Genomic DNA, 25,863 nt, shown 5'->3' on the forward strand with positions numbered 1-25,863 from the left:
GGGGTCGGCCGGGTCAGCGCAGGATCCGCAGCAGGCGCGGCGGCCGTGCCGCGGGTTCGGGCAGGCGCAGCGGTGTCCGGCCGGGCGTGATGCTGCCGAGGACGGTGGCGTGGCGGGCCCCGGTGCCCGAGGGCAGGGCTCCGGGCAGGCCGTGGGCGGTGAGGAACCCCAGGACGGCGAAGGCCAGGGCCTCCTTGGCGGCCGACGACAGGCCCAGGTCGTCGCTGGGTCCGAGCGGCACGCCCGGCAGTTCCTCGGCGAGCATGCGCATCAGCACCGGGTTGCGGGTGCCGCCGCCGGAGACGACGAGCCGGGTGACGCCGTGGGCGCGGCAGGCGTCCGCCACGGTGACGGCGGTCAGCCGGGTCAGGGTGGCCAGGACGTCGGCGGTGGACGGCACGGGCACGGTGTCGAGGGCGCGCCGCAGATAGGGCAAATGGAAGTGTTCCTTGCCGGTGGTCTTCGGGGCGGGTCTGCGGTAGTAGGGGTCGGCCAGCAGGACACGCAGCAGTTCCGGGCTGACCTGTCCGGCACCGGCCCGGCGGCCGTCCTCGTCGTAGGCGGCGGCGCCGTCGGTGAAGTGGCGCACGGCCGCGTCCAGCAGGGCGTTGGCGGGGCCGGTGTCGAAGGCGAGCGGCTCGGCGCCGGGGGCGAGGACGGTGATGTTGGCGATGCCGCCGAGGTTGAGCGCGGCGGGGGTGCCGGGCAGTCCGGACAGCAGCAGGGCGTCGGTCAGGGCGACCAGGGGCGCGCCCTGACCGCCGGCGGCGACGTCCCGGCTGCGCAGGTCGGAGACGACGGGCAGGCCGGTCGCCTCGGCGATCCAGGCGGGCCGGCCGAGCTGGAGGGTGCCGCGGACCGTGCCGTCCTCGACCCAGTGGTGCATGGTCTGGCCGTGCGAGACCACGAGGTCGGCGGTGCCGGCGCACAGGTCGCGCAGGGCCCGGCCGGCGGCACCGGCGAATGCCTGGCCGATGCCGGTGTCCAGGGCGCAGACGGCCCGCGTGGTGGTGTGGGCGGGGGGCAGGGCGGCGGCGATGTCGTCCCGCAGTCCGTCCGGGTAGGGGACGGAGAGGTGTCCGAGGGGCCGCAGGAGCAGGGCGTCACCGTCCAGCGCGAGGTCCGCCGCGGCGGCCTCGATGGCGTCGTACGAGGTGCCGGACATCAGGCCGATCACACGCACGGCGCCTCCTTACGACCGGGGTCGGGCGGGGTCGGCTGCGGCTGGTGCATGGTCCCTCCGGGGCTGTCGCGGATACCGGTCGCCGGGCTGGCCGCCCGCCGGGTCACTCGGGGGCGACGGTGGCCGCCGTGCGCTCGGGGCCGCCCTCGTCCAGCGGTGCCGGGGCGCTCGTCGGTGCCCGGTGGAACAGGCTGGTCAGCCCGCCCACGGCCAGGGTGACGGCCACTCCTAGGGGGACGAGCCACTGCGCGGCGATCGCGGTGGGTACGGTGCCGCCGCCCGCGCTGACGTCGATCTTGACGCCCCGCACGATGTACGTCATGACGCCGATCGTGACCAGGAACGCGATCACGGCGTCGGTCTCGTTCGCCCGCCGGACGAGCCGGCCGAGGAGGAACGCGCCGAGGAGCGCGCCGTAGGTGTATCCGGCGATGGTCAGGCCGGTGAGGTAGACGTTGCCGGTGCTGGTGCTGAAGGCGCAGGCGAACAGGGCCATCAGCACCGCCCACACCAGGGTCATCAGCCGGGCGAGGCGGAGCAGGAACTCCTCGGTGGGCACGCTCCGGAAGAAGCTGTGGATGATGTCGGCGACGGTCGAGTTCGACATGGAGTTCAGCGCGGAGGACAGCGAGCCCATGGCCGCGCCGAGGATGCCGGCCACGAGCAGGCCGGAGACCACCACGGGCAGTCCGTGCAGGATGAAGTCCGGGTAGAGGTTGTCGGAGCTGCTCAACCCCAGCTCCTGGAAGGTCTTGCCCTGGTTGTGGGACCACAGCAGCGCGCCGACGAGGGAGAACGCGGCGAATTGGAGCGTGACGAAGACACCGGAGGCGATCATGGCCTTCTGGCCGTCGCGCAGTGAGCGGGTGGCCAGGACGCGCTGGACGATCAGCTGGTCCGAGCCGTGGCTGGCCATCGCGAAGATGGCGCCGCCGATGATCGCGGTGGGCAGGGCGAACGGGCTGGTGAGGACGTGCGCCAGGGTGAAGTCGGTGTCGAAGAGCCGGAACCGGCCCGCGTCCAGGGCGCGCTGGACGCCGTCCCCGCCGACCTGGGCGGCGAGCACGCCGATGGCGAGCAGGGCACCGCCCAGGTACAGGCCCATCTGGATGGCGTCGGTCCAGATGACCGCCCGGATGCCGCCGAGGTAGGTGTAGACGACGGTGATCGCCGTGAGCACGAGGATGATGACGCGGTAGCCGGCGTGCACGCCGAACTCGTCCAGCAGCAGCTTGATCGGGATGGCGGAGGCGAACAGCCGGACGCCCTCGGCGAGCAGCCGGGTGAAGACGAACGTCACCGAGGCGAGCCCCTGCACCTTGAGCCCGAACCGGCTGCCCAGGTACTGGTAGGCGCTGACGAAACCGCCCCGCTTGTACAGGGGGATGAGTACGGTCGCCACGACGACGCGCCCGATGACGTAGCCGAGGGCCAGTTCGACGTTGCCGAAGCCCTGTCCGGTGTAGGCGCCGCCCGGCAGGCTGATGACGGTGAGCACGCTGGTCTCGGTGGCCACGACGGAGAAGGAGACGGTCCACCAGGGCATGTGGCCCTCACCGACGAAGTAGTCCTTCGCCGTCTTCTGCCGTCCGGCCAGGCGCAGTCCGATCACGGCGATGGCCACGAGGTAGACGACGACCACCAGCAGGTCGAGCTGACGCACACTCACGGAAGGAAAGTTTCCTTCGCAAACGCATTCATGCGATGAAAAGTAGTTTCAGCGGTTCCCCTCGTCAACAACCCGGCAGGTCCGCGATTCAGCGCAGCACGAGCGTGGTGGCGAGGGCCGGGCCGAGGGCGCCGCCGAGGAGATAGGCGAGCTGGAACAGGCCGATGGCGGCGGGGCGTTGGCGGTCGGGGACGGCGGAGGCGGCGACCACGGACTGGGTGGCGTTGGCGGCGGTGGCCGCGAAGACGGCCAGGCCGATGGCCGCGAGCGGCACGACCGCGCCGTGGGCGAGGACGGCCGCGGCGGCGGCGAGCGTCCCGGCCGCGAGCAGGATCACCCGTACCGTGCGGGGGCGCAGCCGCGTGGAGACGGCCGCGAAGCCGAGGGTGAGCAGGGAGCCGGTGATCATGGCGGCCATCTGGCCCAGGGCCACGGAGGTCGCCGGCCGGTCCGCCCGGTCGGCGAGCGACTGGGGCACCGCGAACAGCAGCGTGAAGTAGGACCCGGACAGGGTCAGGGCGATCAGGACCGAGCCGCGGAAGGGGCCGGAGCGCAGCGCGGCGGCGGGGACGTAGCCGTCCGGGCGGCGCCGTATGTGCGGCACCAGCAGCGCGGCGGCGACGGCGGCCACGGCCAGGGCGGGCAGCGGGCGGGACGGCAGCAGCACCAGCCCGCCGGACAGCACGGCCAGCAGCAGCGCGCCCCGGGCGTCGAAGCGGTCCCCGGAGGGCGGCGGTGCCGGTGCGGTGCGGCGGCCGACCGCGGGGACGGCCAGGAGGGTGACCGCCAGGAGGGACAGCGCCGCGCGCCAGGAGACCGTCTCGGTGAGGCGCTCGCCGAGCAGCGGTCCCACGGCGCCGAGGATCCCGGTGCCCGCGCTGATCGCGCCCATGCGGCGGGCAGTGCCGGCCAGGTTCATGGCGATGGCCGTCATGCCCGCTCCGCCCGCTGCCTGCACGGCGCGTCCGGTCAGGAGGAGCGGCAGCCACGGGGACAGGGCCAGCAGCGCGGTGCCGGCGGCGACGCAGGCGGCGGCGAGCCACAGCACGGGCCGGATGCCGCGCCGCCGCAGCAGCGTCGCGAACAGCGGTGTCGCGACCGCCAGGGCCAGCGCGTACGCGGTGACCAGCCAGGAGGCGGTGGCCGCGGGGGTCCCGAGGGAGCGGCCGAGATCACCGAGGATCAGCACGGCGGCGTTGCCGGCGGCGGCCACCGGGGAGGCGAGCAACACCAGCCAGAGGGCGGGTACTTGACGGGCGGGCGGGGACACGGCGGAGGAGGCGCGCGTGTGGGCCGCCCCGGAAGAGGTGGGCATGGCTGTTCCGGAGGGTGAGGGTGCGGTGGGCCGCCGCCCCGGAGGGGCCCGCGGGGCGACGCTTCGACCTTGTGCCATCACGCTCGTCAATGGAAATGCTTTGTGTGCATTCGTAGTATTCGCCGCATGGATGAGCTGCGTCGTATCGACCTCAACCAGCTCCTGACGCTGCACGCGCTGCTGGTCGAGAAGCACGTCACACGGGCCGCCCTGCGGCTGAACAAGAGCCAGCCGGCCGTCAGCCACGCCCTGGCCCAGCTCCGTACACGGTTCGGTGATCCCCTGCTGGTGCGGCACGGCGGCCGTATGGTCCTGACGGCCCGTGCGCAGGCGCTGGTGCGGCCTCTGGAGGAGGCGCTGACGCGCCTGAACGGGCTGCTGAGCGCACCGGACTTCGACCCGTCGCGCACCCGCGGGCGTTTCAGGCTCTGCCTGTCTGACTACGCCTCACGGATCGTGCTGCCGCCGCTGGTGCGGCACATCCGCGAGCGGGCGCCGGGCCTGGACCTGGCGATCAGCCAGGCGAGCCGGGAGACGATGGCGGCCCAGCTCACGGACGGTGAAGTGGACCTGGCGCTCGGGGTGTTCCCGCACCCGCCCGAGGACATCCAGGTCCAGGACCTGTTCCAGGAGGAGTTCGTCAGCCTCGCGGACAAGGCCGTACTGCCGGAGAAGGGGGGCCTGTCGCTGGCCGAGTGGCTGGAGCGGCCGCACATCATGCTGGCCATGCGGCCCGACGCGCACGACGAGATCGAGACGGCGCTCGCGGCGCGCGGGCTGCGCCGGCGCCTCGCCGTGACCCTGCCGCACTGGAGCGCGGCCGTGGACCTGCTCGCGGGCACCGATCTGGTCCTGACCGTGGCCGGCCGGGCCGTCGGCCCGCTGCGCCGGCACCGGACGCTGCGGAGGTTCACCCCACCGCTGGACCTCCCCCGCTTCGCCTATCAGCAGGCGTGGCACACCCGGCGGGCGGACGACCCGGCGCACCGCTGGCTGCGCGAGGCCGTGCTGGCGTGCGGCCGCCCAGGCGACGGCTGAGCGGCCGTACCGACGTGCGGAGCGGCCGACCGGATGGGGGCCGGGCTGAGCGGCAGGACAGGCGACGGCGTCCGTCCGGGTGATGGTTGACCGGACATGTTGACGCAACGTCAACTGAATCGCCATGGAGGCGATTTCGCCTGTTTTCCCTGGGGCGGACGGGGCAGTGTCCGGAGCAGCCGACCGTCAGCCCTGAGGGAGCCCCTATGCAGTACTACGACCTCGGCAGTCACGGCCGGCCCGTGACGACCTCGTCCGCCGAGGCGCAGACCTGGTTCGACCGCGGGCTGAACTGGACGTACGCCTTCAACCACGAGGAGGCGGTGCGCTGTTTCGAGGCCGCCGGCGCTGCCGATCCCGGGTGCGCGATGGCCGACTGGGGCCTGGCCTACGCGCTCGGCCCCAACTACAACAAGCCCTGGGACGCCTTCGACGAACAGGATCTGGGCCGCACGGTGGAACGCGCGCACGCGGCCGTCCGGCGCGCGCACGCGAAGGCGGCCGGAGCCACACCGGTCGAGCAGGCCCTCATCGAGGCGCTGGGAGCCCGTTACCCACGTGCCCGGACCCCGGACGCCGAGGAGGGCCCGGTGTGGAACGCCGCCTACGCCGACAGCATGGGGGCCGTGCACCGGCTGGCGCCCGACGACCCCGACGTGGCCGCCCTGTACGCCGACGCCCTGATGAGCCTGACGCCCTGGCAGCTGTGGGACATCCGCACGGGCAAGCCGGCACCGGGTTCGCGCACCACTGAGGCCGGGGCGGTGCTGGAGCGGGCGCTCGCCACCGAGGCGGGGTCCCGGCACCCGGGCCTGCTGCACCTGTACATCCACCTGATGGAGATGTCCCCCACCCCCGAGGCCGCGCTGCCCGCGGGCGACCGGCTGCGGGACCTGATGCCGGACGCGGGCCATCTCCAGCACATGCCGTCCCACCTGGAGGTGCTCTGCGGCGACTACCGCCGGGTCGTGTCCGACAACACGGCGGCGATCGCGGCCGACGAGAAGTTCCTCGCCCGCTCCGGGGAGCTGAACTTCTACACCCTGTACCGCTGCCACAACCTTCACTTCAAGATCTACGGCGCGATGTTCCTCGGCCGTTTCCAGGACGCCGTCGAGACGGCGGAGCGGCTCGAAGCGGCGGTGCCCGAGAAGCTGTTGCGGGTGGAGAGCCCGCCGATGGCGGACTGGCTGGAGGGCTTCCTGGCGATGCGGGTGCACGTGCTCGTCCGCTTCGGCCGCTGGGACGACATCCTGCGCCTGCCGCTGCCCGCCGACGCGCGCCTGTACTGCGTGACCACGGCCATGCTGCGCTACGCGCGCGGGGTCGCGCTCTCCGCGCTGGGCCGCACCGGCGAGGCCGACACGGAACGCGAGCTGTTCCGCGAGGCGGCCGCCCGGGTCCCCGAGACCCGCACGCTGTTCAACAACACCTGTACGGACATCCTGGCGATCGCCGCGTACATGCTCGACGGGGAACTGGAGTACCGCAAGGGCCGGTACGACACGGCGTTCGCGGCGCTGCGCCGGTCGATCGAGCTGAGCGACGGCCTGGCGTACGACGAGCCGTGGGGCTGGATGCAGCCGGCCCGGCACGCGTACGGCGCGCTGCTGCTCGAACAGGACCGGGTCGCACAGGCCGAGGCCGTCTACCGCGCCGACCTCGGGCTGGACGACACGGTGCCGCGCCCGCTCCAGCACCCGAACAACGTCTGGGCGCTGCACGGCCTGCACGAGTGCCTCGTCCGGCTCGGCAAGGAAGGAGAGGCCCGGATCGTGGCCCGGCAGCTGAAGCTCGCCGCCGCGCTGGCGGACGTACCGGTCGAGGCGTCCTGCTACTGCCGGCGCGAGACCGCCGCGCTCTTCGCGCCCCGGCAGGACTGCTGCGCCGGCTGAGCACCGGGCCCGGCGGCCGGTGCCGTCCGGGGGCCGCGTCGAGCCGGCCGTGACCGGACGTCTACGCTCGGTGCCCCACGGGCCGGCGGCCGTGCCGGACGGGTGCGAGGGGAAGGTGTGCGGTGCGCGCGGGGTGGGTCGGACTGTGGCGGTGCGTGGCATGGGGCGGGATCGGGCTGAGCCTGTACGCGGGCTGGCTGACGGTCGAGGACGTACGGGACCGTTCCGCGAGCGAACGCGCCATCGCCGAGGCGTGCGACGGGCTGGTGTCCGGGGCGGCGGTGATGGACCTGCACGGCGGCACGGGCCGGGCGGAGCCCGACGGCGACCGGATCGACACGCGCAAGCCGCGGAGTTTCTGCACTGTCTACCAGGCGTCCGAGGCGGGCAGGACCACGATGCTGTTCTCGCTCACGGTGCAGAACAGCGACAAGGCGGAGCCGTTGAACAGGATCGGCCCCACCCCGGAGCCCTTCGCCCTGCTCGGCCCCGACGGCCGCACCTTCAAGACGGACCTCACCGCCGTCGCCGACCGGCGCCCCGAGCCCCGGCCGCTGGGCGACGGCGCCCTGGGCTGGTACGGCAACCGGTACACCACCGTCCGGGCCGAGTGCGGACCCGGCAGCGGCCCGGCCGCTCCCCCGCTGCTGCACATCACGGCCGCCGGCTACGACGGCGACGTCTCCAAGGCGGACCGGGCGCGGCTGGCCCGCATCGCCCGCTCGGCCGCCGAGATCCTCACCCAGCGGATCGGCTGCCGCGCCAGGCTGCCGGCCCTGCCCGACGGGGAGCCGGCGCCCGTGCCGACCGTCCTGCGTCCCGCCCGGTCGGCCGGCGGTTCCTGCGCCTGGTTCGCCGGGTACCTCCGGCACTCGGACCGCGGTCCGCTGCCCGACCGGGCCCTGTCGGTACCGGTCCGGGACACGCATCCGCTGGAGGGCTGCCTGCTGGCGGTCAGCCCCGGCCAGGTGCGCCGCACCGCCGGCAGCCTGCCCGAGGACAAGCGCGACTACGCCGACTACGCGGAGAAGTCGCCCTGGTGGCTGCGCACCGTCACCTACACCGGCAGCGAGGCCCGCGCGACGGGGTACGAGACCCTCGACGGGGAGGAGGCCGTCGTCATCAAGCAGGGGACGGCCGGGCAGACGAACAACGTCTGGTGGGCCTCCTCCGTGTGCGGGGGCAAGCCCGCCCTGCACACGCTCGGCACCAGCTACGAGTATGACGACGCGCTCGGTTCCCGGACGGTGTCGGCCCTGTTCCGGGCGTACGTCGACGACATCACCGAGCGCAGGGGCTGCACCCAGGTGACGTTCCCACAGGCGGCGGACTCCGGCGACCGGTGAAGGTCAGCCCGGCGCGTCCGTACGGGCCCGCCGCCAGGCGGACTCGCGCAGCAGCCGCAGTCCGTTGAGGCCGACCAGGACGGTGGACCCCTCGTGACCGGCGACGCCGAGCGGCAACGGCAGGTCGCCGGCCAGGTCCCAGACCACCAGTCCGGCGATGAAGACACCGGCGACGACGAGGTTCTGCACGACCAGGGCGCGGGCCCGGCGGGACAGTGAGACCACGGCGGGCACGGTCGCGAGCTCGTCGCGGACCACGATCGCGTCGGCGGTCTCCAGCGCCAGGTCGGAGCCCGCCCGGCCCATGGCGACGCCGGTGTGCGCGGCGGCCAGCGCGGGCGCGTCGTTGACGCCGTCGCCGACCACCATCACCTTGCGGCCGGCGGCCTCCAACTCCCTGACCGCGCGCACCTTGTCCTCGGGCAGCAGCCCGGCCCGGACCTCCTCGATGCCGACCTCGGCGGCCAGGCGGGCGGCGGCGCGCGGGTTGTCGCCGGTCAGCAGCGCGGGCGCGGTACCGGTGAGCGTGGTCAGGGCGCCGACGGTGCGGGCCGCGTCGGGGCGGAGCCGGTCGGCGATGCCGAGCAGGCCCGCCGGGCCGCCGTCCACGGTGACCAGCACGGCCGTCCGGCCGTCCGCCTCCAGCTCGGCGGCGACGGCCGCCGCCTGGGCGGCCCGCGTCCCGGTGCCCGCGGCCGGCAACCGGGCCGGTGCGCCGACCGCGACCGTCCGCCCGTCCACGACGGCGGTCACGCCGACCCCGGGGGTGGCGGCGAAGCCGTCCGCCGCCGGCAGGGCCGTCCCCCGCTCGCGCGCCGCGGCCACGACGGCCCGCGCCAGCGGATGCTCGCTCGGGCGCTCGGCGGCCGCCGCGAGGCGCAGCAGTCCGTCCGCGTCGACGCCGGAGCCGGTCAGCGGCCGTACGTCGGTGACGCGCGGGGTGCCCTCGGTGAGGGTGCCGGTCTTGTCGAACGCCACCGCGTCCACCTGCCCCAGCCGCTCCATCACCACGGCCGACTTGACGAGGACCCCGTGCCGTCCGGCGTTGGCGATGGCCGACAGCAGCGGCGGCATGGTGGCCAGTACCACCGCGCAGGGCGAGGCGACGATCATGAAGGTCATGGCCCGCAGCAGCGCGCCGGTGAGGTCGTCGCCGAGGGCGAGGGGGGCGAGGAACACCGCGAGGGTGGCCGCCACCATGCCGAGCGAGTAGCGCTGTTCGACCTTCTCGATGAACAGCTGCGTCGGCGCCTTGGTCCCGGACGCCTCCTCGACCATGCGCACGATGCGGGCGATGACGGAGTCGGACGCGTCCCGCTCGACCCGGACGCGCAGGGCGCCGGTGCCGTTGAGGGTTCCGGCGAAGACCTCGTCGCCCCGCTCCTTGGTCACCGGGAGCGGCTCGCCGGTGATGGTGGCCTGGTCGACGTCGCTGCGCCCGTGGAGCACCCGGCCGTCGGCGCCGACGCGTTCGCCGGGCCGTACGAGGACGATGTCGCCGACGGCCAGGTCCGCGACGGCGACGCTCTCCTCCGTCTCACCGGGGCCCAGGCGGGTGGCCGTGGCGGGCGCGAGGTCGAGCAGGCCGCGTACGGAGTCGGCGGTGCGGGCGGTGGCCAGGGCCTCCAGCGCACCGGAGGTGGTGAAGATGACGATCAGCAGCGCGCCGTCCATGACCTGCCCGATCGCCGCCGCGCCGAGCGCGGCCACGACCATCAGCAGGTCGACGTCGAGGCTCTTGTCCCGCAGGGCACGAAGGCCCGCCCAGCCGGGCTCCCAGCCGCCGGCCGCGTAGGTGAGCGCGTACAGCGGGCCCCAGGTCCAGGCCGGGGCGCCGGTCAGGTGCAGGGGCAGCGCGAGCAGGAAGCAGACGGTGGCCGTGGCCGCCCAGCGGGCCTCGGGCAGGGACAGGAAGGGGGTACGGCGGCGGGAGGGGTCCCCGCCGCGCGGGGGTGCCGCGCGGTCGGCCGGGGCCGGGGCGAGTGCGGAGGTCATCGGGGGTGTCCTTCACGAAGGCATGACGGAGCAGCGGGCAGCGCGGGGCGGTGCCGCTCCCCCACCGTACAGGATCAGATGAAGACCTATTCATGTGTTCGCGTCCGGCCCGGGATCTCTCCGTAGGATGGGGGCATGGGCCACGGAGTTGACGCCAAGACCACCGCCACCGCGCGCCAGCGCCTGGAGACCGTGGGCGCCGCCGATGTGGCCGCCACCCTCCAGGCCCTGGCGACGCCCTCCCGGCTGCGAATCCTGGCCCGCCTCCAGGAAGGGCCGTGCGCGGCGACCGAGCTGGCCGAGGCCGTCGGCATGGAGCAGTCCGCCTGCTCCCACCAGCTACGCCTGCTGCGCAACCTCGGCCTGGTCGCCGGGGAACGCCGGGGCCGCTCGGTCATCTACGCGCTCTACGACAACCATGTGGCCGAACTCCTCGAACAGGCCCTCTACCACGTCGAACACCTCCGCCTCGGCCTCCGCGACACCCCACCGACGGCGGTCGCCACGGCTCGCTGAAGGAACGCCCGGGACCGCCCCCGCCCGTCAGCCGGCGGGCGGTGGTGCGAACAGCCGCCGCAGGGCGCACATCCGGGTGTCCAGCGCGGTCAGCGCCCGGACGGCGGGCCGGGCTGCCGGGCGTGGGTCCGGCACGCTCCGTGGTACGGGGGCGGGGGCTGGGGCCGGTGGCCAAGGGTGCGGCGCACAGCCGGCGCGCGGGCCGCGACCTGGGTACGGCGATGGGTCACCGCCGGGTCGTCGGCGACATCGACACCGCGTCCGGGACCGTCTCCCTCCCGGGATTCGGCTGGTGGACGGCCACGGCATCACCCTTACGACTGCGGCCGGCCGGCCATTGTTCGCGGGGGTGATGGTCGTACCGGCCGGCCCTGGCTTCGCGTGTCTTACGAGGAGGACCAGACGCCGAACCACTGCTCCGCGCCGTACTCCTCGAACCGCTCCACCTCGGTGAAACCGAGCTTCATCGCGAGGCGCAGCGCGCGGTCGTTGGCGGTCTGGGTGCGCAGCACCACCGGCTCGCCAGGCAGCGCGCCGGCGAACCAGTCGAGGACCGCCGCGCACGCCTCGGCTCCGTACCCGTGTCCCCACGCTTCCGGCAGCAACAGGTAGCCGAGTTCGACCTGTCCGTTTCCCGGACGTTCCTGCCCCGGTCGCCCGGTGTCGCGCCGGTCGAGCGTGACCATCCCGATCATCGCGCCGTCGAGATCGACCACGAAGAGACCGGGGCGCCGCCCGGGCACCTCCGGCACCGCGCGCTGGAGTTCGGCGCGCGGCCGGGGGCCACCGATGTAGGTGCCCACCTCCGGCGAGGCGAACAACTCGATGAACGCCCCACGGTCCCGGGCCGCGGACTCACGGAGCACGAGCCGCTCGGTGCCGATCGGAGCGGGTGGCCAGGCGACGGGTCCGAGCTCGGTCATGGCGGGCAAGTTATCGCACGCCCGCTCCCCCGGCGGACGGACCGTCAGCGGGTTGGCCGGAAAAGGAAGGCCCCGTAGCCGAACTCCTCCTCGACCCAGTGCCGTCGGCAGCTCATTCCGTGCTCGCCGACCGCGCGCACGAGGTCGTCCACCGTGAACTTGCGGATCACGTCGTGGAGGAGGAGTTCGCCCGCGTCGAAGTCCACCGCGAGTCCCAGCCGGGGCAGCGTCACCCGCTGCCGCCGCAGGCTGCGCAGGCCGCCGCGCACCTCGCGCCGCGCCACGTCGTAGGTGAGCTCCGGCTCGAAGGCGTCGGTGTCGAAGTCCGCGCCGTAGCGGCGGTTGAGGTGGAGGAGGGTGTTCAGGGCGAACATCCGGCGCACGGGACGCGGCCCGGTGTATCCGGCCGCGTAGGCGCGCCGCACCACTTCCACGGGTTCGTTCAGGTCCACGCAGACCAGCAGGTGGTCGTCCGGGGCGCAGCCGGCACGCACGGCACGCAGGAACCGCGTCTGCTCGGGTTCGGACAGGTTGCCGAGGGTGTTGCCGAGCAAGGCCAACAGGCGGCCGCCCGAGCCGTTGCCGTCGCCCCCGGTCGCGGTGCCGTGCGCGACCCGCTCCGCCCGGCTCAGCCACGCCAGGGCAGCCAGGAAGTCGCCGTGCACGGCGGTGACCCGGGCTCTGGGCCACCGCCGCCGGATGCGGACGGCGGCTTGCCGCATCGGCTCCAGGCTGACGTCCACGCCCGTGTACGCGCGCAACAGGCCGTGTCCGTCCATCGCCGCGAGCAGGATCTCGGACTTGTGGGCACTGCCCGCCCCGAGGTCCACCAGTTCGGCCGGCCTCACCAGGCCGACCAGCTCTTCGCCGTGCTCGGTCAGCAGCCGCCGCTCGGCCCGCGGCGGGTAGTACTCGGGCAGCCCCGTGATCTCCTCGAAGAGCCGCGAACCGGTCTCGTCGTAGCCGAAGAGCGACGGAATCCGGCGGTGCCGGACCGGAGCGGGAGCGGCGAGCCCGGCCCGGAGTCCCTCCTCCGGGGTGCCGGACAGGCCGTCGGCCGCCCATGGCAGCGCGACGTCCGTGACCGGCGCCGCCACGCGTGACTCGGTCATACCGTTCTCCTCGCCGGCGAGTCGTCGCCGAAGGGTGCCAGCAGGACAAATACTGACAGAAAGTACATCAGGGAGATCATGCCGTCCATGCGGGCGGCCATGGTGATGGGCCATCCAGCGCACGTCACTTCCGTTCCGTCTATCACCCGGGCCACAGGGGGTAGGCGGCGGTGGTGACTACTCCCCCCGCACAGACGACCGACGGCGCGCCTCACGACGGGGCCTCCACGCTCAAGAAGGCGCTGACCACCCCCCTGCTGTACTTCTTCATCCTCGGCGACGTGCTGGGCGCCGGCGTCTACGTCCTCGTCGGCCAGATCGCCGCGGAGTCGGGCGGTGCCGTGTGGTTGCCGCTGCTCCTCGCCCTGCTGCTGTCGCTTCTGACCGCCGCCTCGTACGCGGAACTCGCCACGAAATACCCCCGGGCCGGCGGTGCCTCGCATTACGCCACCCTCGCGTACGGGCCGTTCGCCGGCTTCCTCGCCGGGTACTGCATGCTCGCCGCGGGTATCGTGTCCGTCGCCGCGCTGGCGCGGGGTTTCGCCGGCGACTATCTGACCGCCTTCGTCAGCCTGCCCGTGGTGCTGGTGGCCGCGGTCTTCCTGTGCTGCCTGGCACTGCTGAACGCCCGTGGCATCAGCGAGTCCACCCGCGCCAACGTGGCGGCGACGGTCGTCGAGGTCGGCGGCCTCCTCCTCGTCGTCGGCCTCGGGGCCTGGCTGTTCCTGCGTGGCGACGGGGACCCCGGCCGACTGCTCCAGCTCGGCACCGCCGACACCGGGGCCGCCGCCGGAGTCCTGAGCGGAACGGTGCTCTCGTACTACTCCTTCGTCGGCTTCGAGACCTCCGTCAACGTCGCCGAGGAGACCCGCGACCCGCGTCACTCCTACCCTCGCGCCCTCTTCGGCGCCCTGGTGACGGCGGGTGCCGTCTACGTCCTCGTCGGAGTCGTCGCCTCGGCCGCCGTCCCCACCGGCACGCTGGCCCGCTCCAGTGGTCCGCTGCTCGAAGTGGTGAAGGAGGCGGGCGGGGTGCCGCCGAAGCTGTTCAGCGCCATCGCGCTCGTCGCCGTCGCCAACGGCGCGCTGCTCACCGGCATCATGAGTTCCCGGCTGGCCTACGGCATGGCGCGGGACGGCCTCCTCCCCCGCTTCCTGACCCGTGTGCTGCCCCGGCGGCGCACTCCGTGGGCCTCGATCGCGGTCACGACCGCCCTGGCGTTCCTGCTGGCTCTCACCGGAGACGTGGCGACCCTCGCCTCCACCTTGGTATTGCTGCTTCTCGTGGTGTTCTTCCTCGTCAACACCGCCGTCCTGGTCCAGCGGCGCGACCGCCCGGCGCACCCCCACTTCCGGGCGTACACCGGCGTCCCCGTCCTGGGAGCGGTCTCGTGCGTGGTGCTGGCCACGCGGGTGGAGGCCGAGGTCTGGGCGCGCGGGCTGATCGTCATCGCGGTCGGCGTGGCCCTGGGGATCGTCGCCGCCCTGCACCGCCGGCGCGCCTCGTCCTGAGCGGCGAGTTTGGAAGGCGTGGCACTGAAGCCGTGGCCGCTTCGCACTGGGGGGCCGTTTCCGCGACGGGAACCGCTGCGGGCCGCGCGGAACCGGCCGTACCGCCTGCCCCGCCCCCCTTGGGGGACAGGACAGGCGGGCCGGTTCAGACGCCCGCGATCGACTGGATCCAGGAGCGGTACGCCGTCACGTTGGTGTACGCCGTGTTCGTCTGGCGGTCGCTGGTCGAGGCGACACCGACCTGGACGCCGTTCGCCATCATCGGGCCGCCGGAGTCGCCGCCGGCGGTGATCCCGTTGCCCCGGTAGGCGCAGATCGCGGAGCCGCCGTAGGCGTCGGTGCAGCCGCTGGACACGGTGACGTTGGCGACCTTGAGGTAGCGGGACTGGCAGTTGATCTCGGAGCCGCACTGGGAGGTGGCGCCCCAGCCGTACACCTGCACGCTCTGGCCGACCCGGACCGTGCCGGGCTGTCCGAGGGTGGCGTAGGTCGTGGAGACGGAGCGGTCGAGACGGACGAGCGCCAGGTCCGCGCTGTGGGTGTAGGTCTGGACGCCGCCCGCGACCGTGCCGCCGCTGTACTGGTCCAGGCTGCCCACGCGGAAGGACAGCGAGCCGCCGGACACGCAGTGTTTCGCGGTGAGCACCCAGGTCGGGGCGATGATCGTCGCCGAACAGGTCTCCTGGCCGTTCGAGTACAGCCGGGCGGCCCAGGGGCCGCTGTTGGCGTACCCGCCGCCGATGATGGGCTGGGACCCCGTGGCGGCGACAGGGGCCGTCGCCGGTGCGGCGGAGGCGGTGGGGGCGAACAGGGCGAGGGCGGAGACCGCTGCCGCGGCGAGAGCGGGCGCAAGCCTTGATATACGCAAGGTTCCTCGATCCGGAGGGCGCCTGAAGAAGCGCACTTGTGTGGGGTGGACGGCCTCGCGGGCCGTGTCCATGGAGACGCGCCGCCACAAGACGGCATTTACGGCATGGACATGACCTAGCTTCGGTAAGGAGCGGTGACCCGGGTACTAGCACTTCGCCATAACCTCGCGTTATGCCCGGCACACCCGCGGCTCCGTGTCGCGAGCTGCCCAACTCGACGTCGGATTCCCGCAGGCACCGGCGGCCCTCGGTCGCGCAGTCTGAACGCATGACACCGTTGACTCATCAGCCGCTCGCCATCGCTCCCCACGTCCTCGACGAGCTCCGCGAACGCGACGACGCCGGCGCGGTCTCCCGTGCCCATGTGAACGACATGGACGGGGCACCGTTGCGCTGCTGTCTGCGCCGCAGCCGTGCCGGTGAGCGGATCTCGCTGGTCTCGTACGCTCCGTTGCGCCGCTGGGCGGCGGAGGTGGGCGCCCACCCGGGGGCCTACGACGAGGTGGGCCCGGTGTTCATCCACACCGGTCCGTGCCAGGGCCCGGATCCGGAGTCCGGATATCCGTTCGCCGAGACCGGGGCCCGGCGCGTCTTCCGCCGCTACGACGCGAAAGGCTGGATCACCGGAGGCACGCTCGTACAGCTGCCGGCCGATCCCGTCCAGGCGCAGACCGTCGTGGAACAGGCCCTGCACACGGCCTTCAGCGACCCCCACGTCGCCCTCGTGCACGTACGGGCGGTGGAGTACGGCTGCTTCCACTACGAGGTCCGCAGGCCCTGACCAGGGAACGGAGCGACAGGCGACGCGGAACGCGGTCAGCGCGGGCCCGGACGGCGCGGAAGTGCCGTGCCGTCCGGCGGCGATCACGGTCGACACGGGCTTCCACTCTTGCCCATACTGATGGCCCCGGCCGGGAACGGAGGCTGTCCGGTGGCATACCGCTTCTACCTGTACATCAGTGACGTCAAGGTCGACATGCTCCTGTCCCAGCTCGACCCGTCGTCCGCCGCCAGGCGCACGACCGAGGTCGGAGTCGACCTGAAGGTGGTCAACGGCAGGCGGAGCGTGGAGACTTCCCCCGACACCGACCCCGTGAGCCGGCTGGACAGGGTGCTGAAGCGGCTGGAGAAGGACGACGCCATCGGGACGGTGGAGGAGCCCGGACCGTTCTTCCGCGGCCGGCTGCCGATGCGCTGGGGGGCGCTGGCGCACGGGGACGACATGTCGCTGGTGTTCTTCGGCGGTCTCACCGGACACACGGTCGTCGGCCTGGGTGGCTCCACCCGGCACGTGCTCGGTTCCTCGGCCGACGCCGCGGGCGGTCCGCCCCTCGCCCGGTCGCTGCTCCCGTCCCTGCTGGACGGGTTGCGCCTGGACCCCCGGATCGCGGCCCTGTTCACCGCCGCCGGCTCCGGCCCGTCCGCCGACCCGGACGGCCTCGCCCTGCGGGCGGTGCGGGAGGCCGCGCACCGGCTGGGCGGGCCGGCGCAGACGGTGGAGTTCGTCGCCAAGCGGCTGCTGCACGGCCCGGACCCCGAACCGGGCGGCGCAGCGGCCGTGTTGCTGGGCTCACCGCTGTACGTGGCCCTCGTGGACTGAGGCGGGCGGACCGGTGGGCGCGACGGTGCGGCTGGAGGTCGCGGGCACGATCGTGCCGGCGCGCACGCTCGTCTTCCGGGCGCCGGCCGCCCTGTCGGCCGGCCGGGCGGAGGACTGCGGCCTGCGGGTGGCGGCCGACGACAGGCGGGTCTCGCGCCGCCACTGCGTGTTCGACATCGATCCGCCCGCGGTACGGGTCCGCGACCTCGGCAGCCGCAACGGCACGTATGTCAACGGCGTTCGCCTCGCGCCGTGCGCTTCCCGGCCGCACGAACTGGCCGACGGGGACGAGGTACGCCTCGGCGGCGCGGTAGTAGGGGTGTTCTCGACCGGTACCGGTGCCCGGACGGCGCAGGACCGGCCACGCCCGGCCGGTGCCGCCCGGATCGGCGACCACACCCTCGTCCGGGAACTCGGGCGCGGGACCCAGGCAGTCGTCCACCTGGCACGGCACGAACCCTCCGGGGAGTTACGGGCGCTGAAGGTGCTCCGGCCCGAGGCCGTCCTCCGCCCGGAGCTGGTGCACGGCTTCCTGCGGGAGATCCGCACCACCAGGACCCTGCGCCATCCCCGTCTGGTCGCGTTCCACGAGGCCGGTGCCGTCGGCACGTGGTTCTTCCTCGCCGGCGAGTACTGCGACGGCGGGAGCCTCGCCCAGTGGATGGCCGGGCGGGAGGGCCCGCTGACGCCCGAGACTGCCGTCGCCGTGACCCTCCAGGTCCTCGACGGCCTGGAGTACCTGCACGACCGTCGCACCGCCGACGCCACCGGGCCTCAGGCGGCGGTCCCGGACCGGCTCGTGCACCGGGACCTCAAGCCGCAGAACATCCTTCTGACCGGCTCCCGGACCGCCCCCTCGGTGAAGATCGCGGACTTCGGTCTGGCCAAGGCCTTCGAGCGGGCGGGACTGTCCGGCCACACCCTGACCGGCGCCCTGGGCGGCAGTGTTCCCTTCATGCCGCGGTCGCAGATCGTCAACTACAAGTACGCCGGGCCGGCGGTGGACGTGTGGTCCGCGACGGCCTGCCTGTACTGGATGCTCACCGGCACCACGCCCCGCGACTTCCCGGACGGCGCGGACCCGGTGGGCGTGGTCCTGCGGGAACCCGTGGTACCCGTCCTGCGGCGGACCAGCGCGGTCCCGCGCCGGCTTGCCACGCTGCTCGACGGTGTCCTGGCCGACGAGGACCCTGGGAGCCGTACCATGCCGTCGGCGCGGGAGTTGGGGCAAGCCCTGCGGGAGGTATTGTGAACCGGTCGGTGACGGGATCGTACGCGCGGCTGCACACCCGTGTCACGGGCGGACCGCCCGGGACCGGCGTCCCGCTGGACAAGCTCCCGCTGGCCGCGCGCCTGGCGCTGATGCTCCCGGGGGTGACCGCGGAGATGTCACTGCTGCGGGCGGGCTTCTTGGTGTGGCCGGCGGTGAGGAAGCCGCCGGTGCACCGCTACGGCCGGATGGTGGCCGCCCAACTGGCCGGCCTGGCGATCCGCCGGCACCTGTGGATCAGCTACGGAGGCGCCTACGAGGGGGAGGCGGGCCTGGTGGTCTCCCGGCATCCGGACGCTCCCGTGCCGACGGAGCCCGAGGAGGCGCTGTTGCTGGCGGTCGTCTTCGGTCACGAGGAGAGCGTCCGTCTGGCGGGCCGCACCGACGCGTGGTCCTGGGACCTGCTCGCCGAGTTCGTCCGCCGGCGGATCAAGGCGGACGGCCTCGCCTGGAACCAGCCGGACGGGCACCGGACGCGACTCCTGCTGCTGCGGATGGGGCGGTGGATGCGCGCCTACGCGGCCCGGGGCGTGCCCTGGGAGGAGGCCCCCGGCATGCACCTGGCCGGCTACCCCTACGCCGTGCTCTTCGGTATCGAGAACGGGCTCCTGGCGTGGCCGACCCCGCCGGAGGAGGAGGTGTACCTGCCCTCGCTGCTGCCCGAGGCGTGCACCATGGCGGTCAACGGACCGCGGCCGCCAAAGGACGGGGCATGACCCGGTACGGCGGACACGACGACCCCGAATCCACGCTCGACGCCACCGGCGCGGCCCCCGCCACGGGAGCCCAGCCGGTCGAATGGCCCACCGGGACCCGCCTGCTGGGCACCTACGAGATCACCGGCGCCCCCAGAAGCGGCGGCATGGGCGTCGTCTACCCGGCCCGGCACCTGGAGTGGGGCGCGGACGTCGCCGTCAAGAGCCCCCAGCGGCACCTGCTGAGCCGCCCGGCCGACCGGGAAACCTTCGTCCAGGAGGCCCAGACCTGGGTCGACCTCGGCCTGCACCCGCACATCTGCGCCTGCCACTACGTGCGTACGGTGGACGGGTTCCCCCGGGTGTTCGCCGAGTTCGTGGCGGGAGGCAGCCTCGACGACCGGATGCGGGGCGAGCAAGCGCCCCTGTACCGGGGCGAGGAGTCCGTGGTGCTCGCCCGGATCCTGGACATCGCGGTGCAGACGGCCTGGGGTCTGGAGCACGCCCACGCCCGGCACGTGGTCCACCGGGACGTGAAGCCGGGGAACATCCTGGTCGGCGACGACGGACAGGTCAGGGTCACCGACTTCGGCCTGGCACAGGCGGGGCACGCCCACCGCGGCACCCCGCGCTACCGCTCACCGGAACAGGCCGCCGGGCGTACGACGGGGCCCGCCACGGACCTGTGGAGCTTCGCGGCCACCGTACTGGAGATGTTCACCGGAGGAGGACCCTGGCTCGACGGAGCCGCGGCCGGGGAAGCGCTCGCCGACTTCCGTGCCACGGGCGGGCGTTGGGCCCGTCTGTGGCCCATGCCGGACCGGCTCGCCGCCCTGCTGGCACGGTGTCTGGCCCACGCGCCCGAGGACCGGCCGACGGACATGGCGGAGGTCGCCGCCGAACTGACCGCCGTACACGAGGAGGTGACCGGACGCCCCTACCCCCGCGAGCGGCCGGCCGCCGCCCGGCTGCGCGCCGACGAGCTGAACAACCGGGCGTTGTCGCTCCGCGACCTCCGGCACGCCGGCGACGCCGAGGTGCTGCGGCTGTTGCGCCGGGCCCTGGCGGCCGACCCGCGCCATCCCGAGGCTTCCTACAACCTCGGGATGCTGCGCTGGCGCGCGGGCGAGATCACCGCCGAGGACGTACAGCACGAACTGCGCTCCGCGCTGCCCGACGGCACGGACCGGACGAGCGCCGAACGCCGCGAGCGCGTACGGCGGTTGATGGCACTCGTCGACGCCGAACGCGGTGCGGCGGGCCCGGCGGTCACCATTCCCGTCGTCGGCGGCTCCGAGGTCGCCGTGTTCTGTCCGCTGCCCGACGGCCGGCACCTGGTGACCGGCCACGACGACGGCCGGCTCACCCTTCACGAGACGGCCACCGGACGCCCGGTGCGCACCCTCGACGGCCACGCGCCCTACCCGGTGAACGCGGTGCACGTCTCCGCGGACGGGCGGTACGCCGTCAGCACGGGCATGGACCGCTTCGTACGGCTGTGGGACCTGGCCACGGGAACCTGCCTGCGCAGCAGGAAACGCCGGGGACCCACCGCCCGGATCACCGTGGCCCCCGACCTACGGGTGTTCGCGCTGCTCCGTCTCGAGGAGCGGGACCGCCTGCGGATCCGGCGGCTCGACGGCCGCCGGCGACCCCGCGTCGTCCGGACCGCCACCGCGATGACCGCCGCGCACCCCCTGTTCCTGGACGACCGCAGGGTGCTGATCGCCGAGGAGAGCGGTGACCTCGGCCTGTGGGACTGGCAAGACGGCCGGCGGCTGGGCACCTTGCGCGGCCACACCCACGCGGTCGTCCGGCTGGCCGCCGACCGGGACGGGCGCCGTGTGATCAGTGCCTCCGGCGACCACGACGACCTCGCCGTCCGGGTCTGGGACATCGGCACCGGGCGCTGCGCGCACCGGCTGGAAGGGCACACCGGCCTCATCGGCGCGCTGGCCGTGAGCGCCGACGGACGGCTGGCGCTGACCGGCGGCGGCGACCAGACGGCCCGCCTGTGGGATCTGGACACCGGTACCTGCGTGCGCACGCTGGCCGGGCACACCGGCCTGGTCAACGGCGCGGCCCTCGCCGACGACTTCGCCGGACTGGCACTCACCACCGAACTCGGCGGCCCGGTACGCGTGTGGGACTGCGCCACGGGCCGCTGCCTGAACGCCTACGAGCAGGAAGACGTGCCGGGGGCGCGGGCCGCGCTCACCCGGGACGGAAGGTACCTGATCCAGTCCGGGCGCCAGAAGGTCGTCGTGCGCGGCCTGTGGCCGCGCCCGGAGCCCGCCCCGCTCCAGGTCTGCCGGCCGCGCTCCGCCCTGGCCGCCGCCGCGGCCGACGCGCGGGCGGGGGAACTGGCGGCGCGGGCCGTCCGGGAGGCGGAGCGCGGGCACACCGCCGCCGCGCTCGCGCTGCTGCGCGAGGCGAGGGCCCTGCCCGGGCACGAGCGCTCGCCGGAGCTGATGGCGGCCTGGCGGCGCCTGGCGCCCGTCACCCGGCCGAGCGGTTTCCGCACCGCCTGGCACAGTCGGCGCCTGGCCGGCGACGGCACCTCGCTCACCGACGTCTGCGTCACCCCCGACGGCCGGTTCGCCCTGTCGGGCGGCCACTCCGACGACGCCGTCTGGGCCTGGGACCTGGCCACCGGCCGCCGCGTCCGACGGCTCGTCGGACACACCGGCAAGGTGCTGGCGCTCTGTGCGACCCCGGACGGCCGGTACGCGGTGAGCGGCGCCATGGACGGCACCGCCCGGGTGTGGGACCTCGCCGCGCTGACCGCCGGACCGGAGCCGCCCCCGGACTTCGTGCTCGCCGGCCGGAGCCGCGCCCTGACCGGACACACCGGCGCCGTGCTCGCCGTGTGTGCGACGCCCGACGGCCGGCTCGCGGTCACCGGGGACGGCGACGGCACGGTGCGGGTGTGGGACCTGCGGACCTCCGCGTGTGTCCATGCGCTGACCGGCCATCGCGGCCCGGTCGGCTCGGTGTGCGTGACGCCCGACGGCCGGTACGCGCTCTCGGGTGGCATCCTCGACGCGGGCGTCCGCCAGTGGGACCTGCGTACCGGCCGCTGCGTCCGGGTCCCCGAGACCTACCCGGCCGAGGGGCCCGGTTCGCTGTGCCTCACCCCGGGCGGCCACCTGGTGTCGGCAACCCCGCTGCCGTCGCAGGGGGTGCGCGTACGGCATCTGGCCTCCGGCCGGTTCGTGCGCCGGCTCGACGCGGGGTTCGGCGCCGGAATGCTGCGGGCCGTGCACGCCGTGCCCGTGGGCGACTTCGTCCTCACCGCCGGCACGGACCACGTACTGCGCCTGTGGGACGTGGTGACGGGGAGCTGTGCCGGCCGGCTGGAGGGGCACGGGTGCGATGTGGCCGCGGTGCACATGACCGCCGACTGGCAACACGTCCTGGCCGCGGGCGCCGACGGCGACGTGCACGTATGGGACGTCGACTGGGAGCTGACGGAGCGCGACGCGCAGCAGTGGACCCGATGAACACACCGGGTCCACGTACCTCGCCGCAGCCCGCCCCCGCCGGCCCCTGCCCGGCTCCCGTCAGTGGGGGGAGACGCACTCCTTGCGGCCCGCGCCGGACACCGGCAGGAAACAGAGGCGCAGGGTGTCCCGGGCCGGGGCGCCGATCATCGAGGTGAAGCGGTAGACACCGGTGTCCGTCGCGTGCTTGATGACGGTCCGGCGCGAGCGGGCGCCAGGGGCCGAGAGCTCGATCGCGTCTCCGACCCGCGCATGCCAGATCCGGCCCCACGCGGCGGCGCACACCGTGCTGTACCGGATCTCCATATAGGCCCCGGTGGCGGTGCGATGCGGCGGCCCGAGCGAGTCCGCCCGGCCGGGCAGTCCGCAGAACATGCGGTCGGGGTCCTTCCCCGCACACGTCCCGCCCTGGCATCCGGGAGCGGGGCCCAGCGCGGGAAGCGCCGCGCCCGCCTGATCCGCGGTGCCTGGGTTCAACACCGACAGCGCCACGATCAGCACCCCGGTCATGGCCGCGACCACCACCGCCAGGCCCGCACCCACGACGAGCCGGTAATCGCGCCGGGCCCCGTCGAAGGCGCCCGTGGCGGCCGGGGGCGCCGCGGGTGCGGACGGTACGGTGGGACGGGTCGACCGGGCCCGCCCGCTCCACTCGGCGTCCGCCAGTTCCCAGAGCGCGAGCAACCGCGCGGAGGGCTCTCCCGCCATCGCGCACAGGGCCTCGACGGCCTGCCGGGGCACCGGCTTCTTCCCGTTGAGGTAACGCTCCCAGGACGACCTGCTGTAGGGGGTACGCTCGGCCAGCCCCGTCAGGCTCAGACCGGTACGTGCCTTGACGGCACGGAGGCCTTCGGTCAACGCCGCGCACTCCGGTGCGAGGGCGCTCATCGGCGCGGCCCCCGCCGGGTGTGCGGGGCCACGACGCCGTCGACGACGCCCGGGTCCGTCTCGCGCTGACGTCGTCGTAAGCGGTCGACGAGCTGCCGGTCCCTGTGCGAGATCGGACCCGGTAGTTCCCTCCCACGCGCCATGCTTCCCCCATACGCGCCACGGACCTTACGAGGCTTTCGCCCCGGTACCGTTCCGTTGATACACCTTGCGCGGTCCGCGAACCCCCCGCCCGAGTGCGCCCACCACGTGATCCGGCCATGCTCCGGGCGGGCCAGCTTCCCGCGGGTGCCGTACTCCCCCGGGCATCCGGGCAGGTCAGCGCGCAGAACGTGTCCCGGTGTCCCAGGGGGCCGACTTCAGCCTGCCCGGCTCCAAATGGCCGACAACGCGTGTGACGCGAGCCCGTCGGCCGTCGATTCCTCGGCACCCAGGCGCTCGGTGACGACGGCCGCCGCCGGGCCCCGTGCCGGGGGCCCGGCGGTGAGTGACGTCAGGCGGACTGGCCGACGTCGTCGAAGTCGGTCGAGGCCGACAGCTCGGCCCAGGCCCGCATCTCCCGCTCGAAGGCGTCGCGTCCGGACCGGACGAGGCGGAGCGCGTCGGTGCCGAGCAGCAGACGCGTCGGCGGCTGGTCGGCCGCCACGATCCTCAGCACCGCGGCCGCGGCCTTGTCCGGGTCGCCCGGCTGGCGCCCGCTGCCCTGGATGCGCCGGGTGCGCAGCGGCTCGTACAACTCGTCGTAGTCCGCGATCGCACGCGGCGCGCGGATCATCGAGCGGCCGGCCCAGTCCGTCCGGAAACTGCCGGGCTCGACGGCGGTGACATGGATGCCGAAATCGGCGACCTCCTTGCCGAGCGTTTCGAGGATGCCCTCCACCGCGAACTTGCTGCCGTGGTAAAAGCTGAGGCCCGGCATGGTGATCAGTCCGCCCATCGAGGTGACGGCGATGATGTGGCCACGGCGGCGCTTCCGCATGTGCGGCAGCACCGCCTTGATCACCGCTACGGTTCCGTAGACGTTGACCTCGAACTGACGGCGGAGGTCGTCCATCGACGACTCCTCGAACAGGCCGTCATGGCCGTACCCGGCGTTGGCGACGAGTACGTCGACCGGGCCCAGGTCCCGCTCGGTCTCGTCCACGACCGTGTCCACCGCGTCATGGTCGGTCACGTCCAGGATGCGGGCGTGCGCGTCACCGGCGAGCGCCTCGAAGTCCCGTGCGTCGGCGGGCGTACGCACCGTACCCACCACCCGGTGGCCCTCGGCCAACGCCGCACGCGCGAGTGCGCGGCCCAGGCCGGTGCTGACGCCGGTGATCAGGAATGTCTTGGTATCCGACACAGGAGTTCCCTTCGTGCGATGCGAACAGCGGCCGGCCCGTGGGCGGTTGAGCCTCCGGCCGGTCGCGACGCGTTCCACTTCAGCACCGGAATCGGCCGCCGAGCGGCTTCCGGGGGGTCCGCTTCACCCCGGGGACAGCCGGACCGGGGGACTGCCAGTCCCCCCTTTCGCGGGCCGTCGGGGCGATCTCGGGCCCTATCGTGAACGGTATGGACCGCAACACAGCTCTTGGCGAGTTCCTCCGCTCCCGGCGGGCCCGGATCACCCCGCGTCAGGCGGGCCTGTCCGACGACGGCGGCCCTCGGCGCGTACCGGGACTGCGCCGCGAAGAGATCGCGCGACTGGCGGGCGTGAGCGTCGACTACTACGTACGCCTGGAACGCGGTCGCCGGCTGAACGTCTCCGAGACCGTGCTGGACGCCATCTCCCGCGCGCTGCGCCTCGATCCCGTCGAACGCGCCCATCTGTTCCAGCTCGCCAAGCCCGCCGCGGGCAGGCCGCGCCGCTCGGCGACGCGTCCGCAGACGGTCCGCCCGGGGCTGCGCGACCTGCTCCGGGTCCTTGAGCACACCCCCGCCCTCGTGCTGGGGCGGCGGCTGGACGTACTCGCGTCCAACCAGATGGCGCGGGCGCTGCTGACCGACTTCGAGGCGCTGCCGCACCGCGAGCGGAACCTGGTGCGGTTCATGTTCTGCGACGAGACCGCGCGCTCGCTCTACACCCACTGGGAAACCCACGCCCAGGACATCGTCGCCTCACTCCGGCGTGACGCCGGGCGCCATCCCCACGATCCGCTGCTGGCCGAACTCGTCGGCGAACTCTCCATCGCGGACGAGGACTTCCGCCGTTGGTGGGCCGACCAGAACGTGTACCGGCACACGCACGGCAGCAAACACTTCCACCACCCGGTCGTCGGCCCGCTCACCCTCAACTACGAGTCCCTCACCCTGCCCGCCGACCCCGACCAGCGGCTGAGCGTCTACACCGCCGAAGCGGGTTCCGGCTCCGAAGAGGCCCTCCGGCTCCTGGCCACGTGGATGCGCCGGCCCGAGACGCCGCACGAGCAGCACGCACCTCATCAGACAGCCCGGACCGAGAGGAGGCAGGCGGCGCACCGGGGTGGCGGCGGCGTCGGCTCCGGCCGGTCCGGTCCTCGCGGCAGGTGACGTCGCCGTCCGCCGTGCGGCGTC

General features: G+C 73.8%; 20 protein-coding genes. 11 read left to right on the top strand and 9 right to left on the bottom strand.

Annotated elements, in window-relative coordinates; translation table 11 throughout:
- Positions 1–13 precede the first annotated feature (13 nt).
- From Srubr_RS11320 to Srubr_RS11330, 3 genes are all read right to left on the bottom strand, one after another.
- On the bottom strand, positions 14–1,183 hold the full coding sequence (locus Srubr_RS11320; protein WP_189991242.1) for an anhydro-N-acetylmuramic acid kinase: 1,170 nt from the start codon (positions 1,181–1,183) through the stop codon (positions 14–16).
- Positions 1,184–1,286: 103 nt separating this feature from the next.
- A complete protein-coding gene (locus Srubr_RS11325) occupies positions 1,287–2,846 on the bottom strand; it encodes a sodium:solute symporter (protein ID WP_189991837.1) in 1,560 nt (519 codons plus the stop codon).
- 94 nt (positions 2,847–2,940) lie between these two features.
- Complete coding sequence (locus tag Srubr_RS11330; RefSeq protein ID WP_189991245.1) at positions 2,941–4,167, bottom strand: MFS transporter; 1,227 nt, start codon at positions 4,165–4,167, stop codon at positions 2,941–2,943.
- Between the two features lie 126 nt (positions 4,168–4,293).
- On the opposite strand from Srubr_RS11330, the gene Srubr_RS11335 reads away from it, so the two are divergent.
- The 3 genes from Srubr_RS11335 (at position 4,294) to Srubr_RS11345 (ending at position 8,446) form a co-directional block, all read left to right on the top strand.
- Complete coding sequence (locus Srubr_RS11335; RefSeq protein ID WP_189991247.1) at positions 4,294–5,205, top strand: LysR family transcriptional regulator; 912 nt, start codon at positions 4,294–4,296, stop codon at positions 5,203–5,205.
- Positions 5,206–5,411: 206 nt separating this feature from the next.
- On the top strand, positions 5,412–7,100 hold the full coding sequence (locus tag Srubr_RS11340) for a tetratricopeptide repeat protein (RefSeq protein WP_189991249.1): 1,689 nt from the start codon (positions 5,412–5,414) through the stop codon (positions 7,098–7,100).
- A gap of 155 nt (positions 7,101–7,255) precedes the next feature.
- Positions 7,256–8,446 (top strand): hypothetical protein, encoded by a 1,191-nt coding sequence (locus Srubr_RS11345; protein ID WP_230426652.1) that lies wholly within the window; start codon positions 7,256–7,258, stop codon positions 8,444–8,446.
- A 3-nt stretch (positions 8,447–8,449) separates the two neighbouring features.
- Here the strand turns inward: Srubr_RS11345 and Srubr_RS11350 are convergent, their stop codons facing one another.
- Positions 8,450–10,441, bottom strand: coding sequence for a heavy metal translocating P-type ATPase (locus Srubr_RS11350; RefSeq protein ID WP_189991254.1), 1,992 nt, complete (start codon positions 10,439–10,441; stop codon positions 8,450–8,452).
- Between the two features lie 135 nt (positions 10,442–10,576).
- On the opposite strand from Srubr_RS11350, the gene Srubr_RS11355 reads away from it, so the two are divergent.
- Positions 10,577–10,957 carry an ArsR/SmtB family transcription factor gene (locus Srubr_RS11355; protein WP_189991256.1) on the top strand — a complete coding sequence of 127 codons (381 nt, stop codon included), beginning with the start codon at positions 10,577–10,579 and terminating at the stop codon, positions 10,955–10,957.
- A 386-nt stretch (positions 10,958–11,343) separates the two neighbouring features.
- Here Srubr_RS11355 and Srubr_RS11360 read toward each other — a convergent pair whose 3' ends face one another.
- Both Srubr_RS11360 and Srubr_RS11365 read right to left on the bottom strand, forming a co-directional pair.
- Positions 11,344–11,880: a GNAT family N-acetyltransferase gene (locus tag Srubr_RS11360; RefSeq protein ID WP_189991258.1), complete on the bottom strand. Its 537-nt coding sequence runs from the start codon at positions 11,878–11,880 to the stop codon at positions 11,344–11,346.
- A 44-nt stretch (positions 11,881–11,924) separates the two neighbouring features.
- On the bottom strand, positions 11,925–12,992 hold the full coding sequence (locus Srubr_RS11365; protein WP_189991260.1) for an L-histidine N(alpha)-methyltransferase: 1,068 nt from the start codon (positions 12,990–12,992) through the stop codon (positions 11,925–11,927).
- Between the two features lie 173 nt (positions 12,993–13,165).
- Here Srubr_RS11365 and Srubr_RS11370 point away from each other — a divergent pair, with 173 nt between their 5' ends.
- The gene (locus Srubr_RS11370; RefSeq protein ID WP_189991262.1) at positions 13,166–14,503 is read left to right on the top strand and encodes an APC family permease; all 1,338 of its coding nucleotides are present in this window, start codon (positions 13,166–13,168) and stop codon (positions 14,501–14,503) included.
- A 145-nt stretch (positions 14,504–14,648) separates the two neighbouring features.
- On the opposite strand, the gene Srubr_RS11375 is transcribed toward Srubr_RS11370, so the two are convergent.
- The gene (locus tag Srubr_RS11375) at positions 14,649–15,371 is read right to left on the bottom strand and encodes a S1 family peptidase (protein ID WP_189991264.1); all 723 of its coding nucleotides are present in this window, start codon (positions 15,369–15,371) and stop codon (positions 14,649–14,651) included.
- A gap of 269 nt (positions 15,372–15,640) precedes the next feature.
- Here Srubr_RS11375 and Srubr_RS11380 point away from each other — a divergent pair, with 269 nt between their 5' ends.
- The 5 genes from Srubr_RS11380 to Srubr_RS11400 all read left to right on the top strand — a co-directional run bounded on the left by Srubr_RS11380 (position 15,641) and on the right by Srubr_RS11400 (position 22,440).
- Positions 15,641–16,153 carry a DUF1203 domain-containing protein gene (locus Srubr_RS11380; RefSeq protein ID WP_189991266.1) on the top strand — a complete coding sequence of 171 codons (513 nt, stop codon included), beginning with the start codon at positions 15,641–15,643 and terminating at the stop codon, positions 16,151–16,153.
- A gap of 150 nt (positions 16,154–16,303) precedes the next feature.
- Entirely contained in the window at positions 16,304–16,972 is a 669-nt protein-coding gene (locus Srubr_RS11385) for a DUF7019 family protein (protein ID WP_189991268.1), read from the top strand.
- Positions 16,973–16,985: 13 nt separating this feature from the next.
- On the top strand, positions 16,986–18,224 hold the full coding sequence (locus tag Srubr_RS11390; protein WP_189991270.1) for a protein kinase domain-containing protein: 1,239 nt from the start codon (positions 16,986–16,988) through the stop codon (positions 18,222–18,224).
- A gap of 8 nt (positions 18,225–18,232) precedes the next feature.
- A complete protein-coding gene (locus Srubr_RS11395; protein WP_189991271.1) occupies positions 18,233–18,958 on the top strand; it encodes a hypothetical protein in 726 nt (241 codons plus the stop codon).
- On the top strand, positions 18,955–22,440 hold the full coding sequence (locus Srubr_RS11400) for a protein kinase domain-containing protein (protein WP_189991273.1): 3,486 nt from the start codon (positions 18,955–18,957) through the stop codon (positions 22,438–22,440). The genes Srubr_RS11395 and Srubr_RS11400 overlap by 4 nt, the downstream gene beginning before the upstream one ends.
- A gap of 60 nt (positions 22,441–22,500) precedes the next feature.
- Here the strand turns inward: Srubr_RS11400 and Srubr_RS11405 are convergent, their stop codons facing one another.
- Positions 22,501–23,328: a helix-turn-helix domain-containing protein gene (locus Srubr_RS11405; protein ID WP_189991275.1), complete on the bottom strand. Its 828-nt coding sequence runs from the start codon at positions 23,326–23,328 to the stop codon at positions 22,501–22,503.
- A 493-nt stretch (positions 23,329–23,821) separates the two neighbouring features.
- The gene (locus tag Srubr_RS11410) at positions 23,822–24,673 is read right to left on the bottom strand and encodes an oxidoreductase (RefSeq protein WP_189991277.1); all 852 of its coding nucleotides are present in this window, start codon (positions 24,671–24,673) and stop codon (positions 23,822–23,824) included.
- A 209-nt stretch (positions 24,674–24,882) separates the two neighbouring features.
- Between Srubr_RS11410 and Srubr_RS11415 the strand changes: the two genes are divergently transcribed.
- A complete protein-coding gene (locus Srubr_RS11415; protein ID WP_229926511.1) occupies positions 24,883–25,839 on the top strand; it encodes a helix-turn-helix transcriptional regulator in 957 nt (318 codons plus the stop codon).
- Positions 25,840–25,863 lie beyond the last annotated feature (24 nt).

This window comes from Streptomyces rubradiris (assembly GCF_016860525.1).
In the GTDB taxonomy this organism is placed as follows: Bacteria; Actinomycetota; Actinomycetes; order Streptomycetales; family Streptomycetaceae; genus Streptomyces; species Streptomyces rubradiris.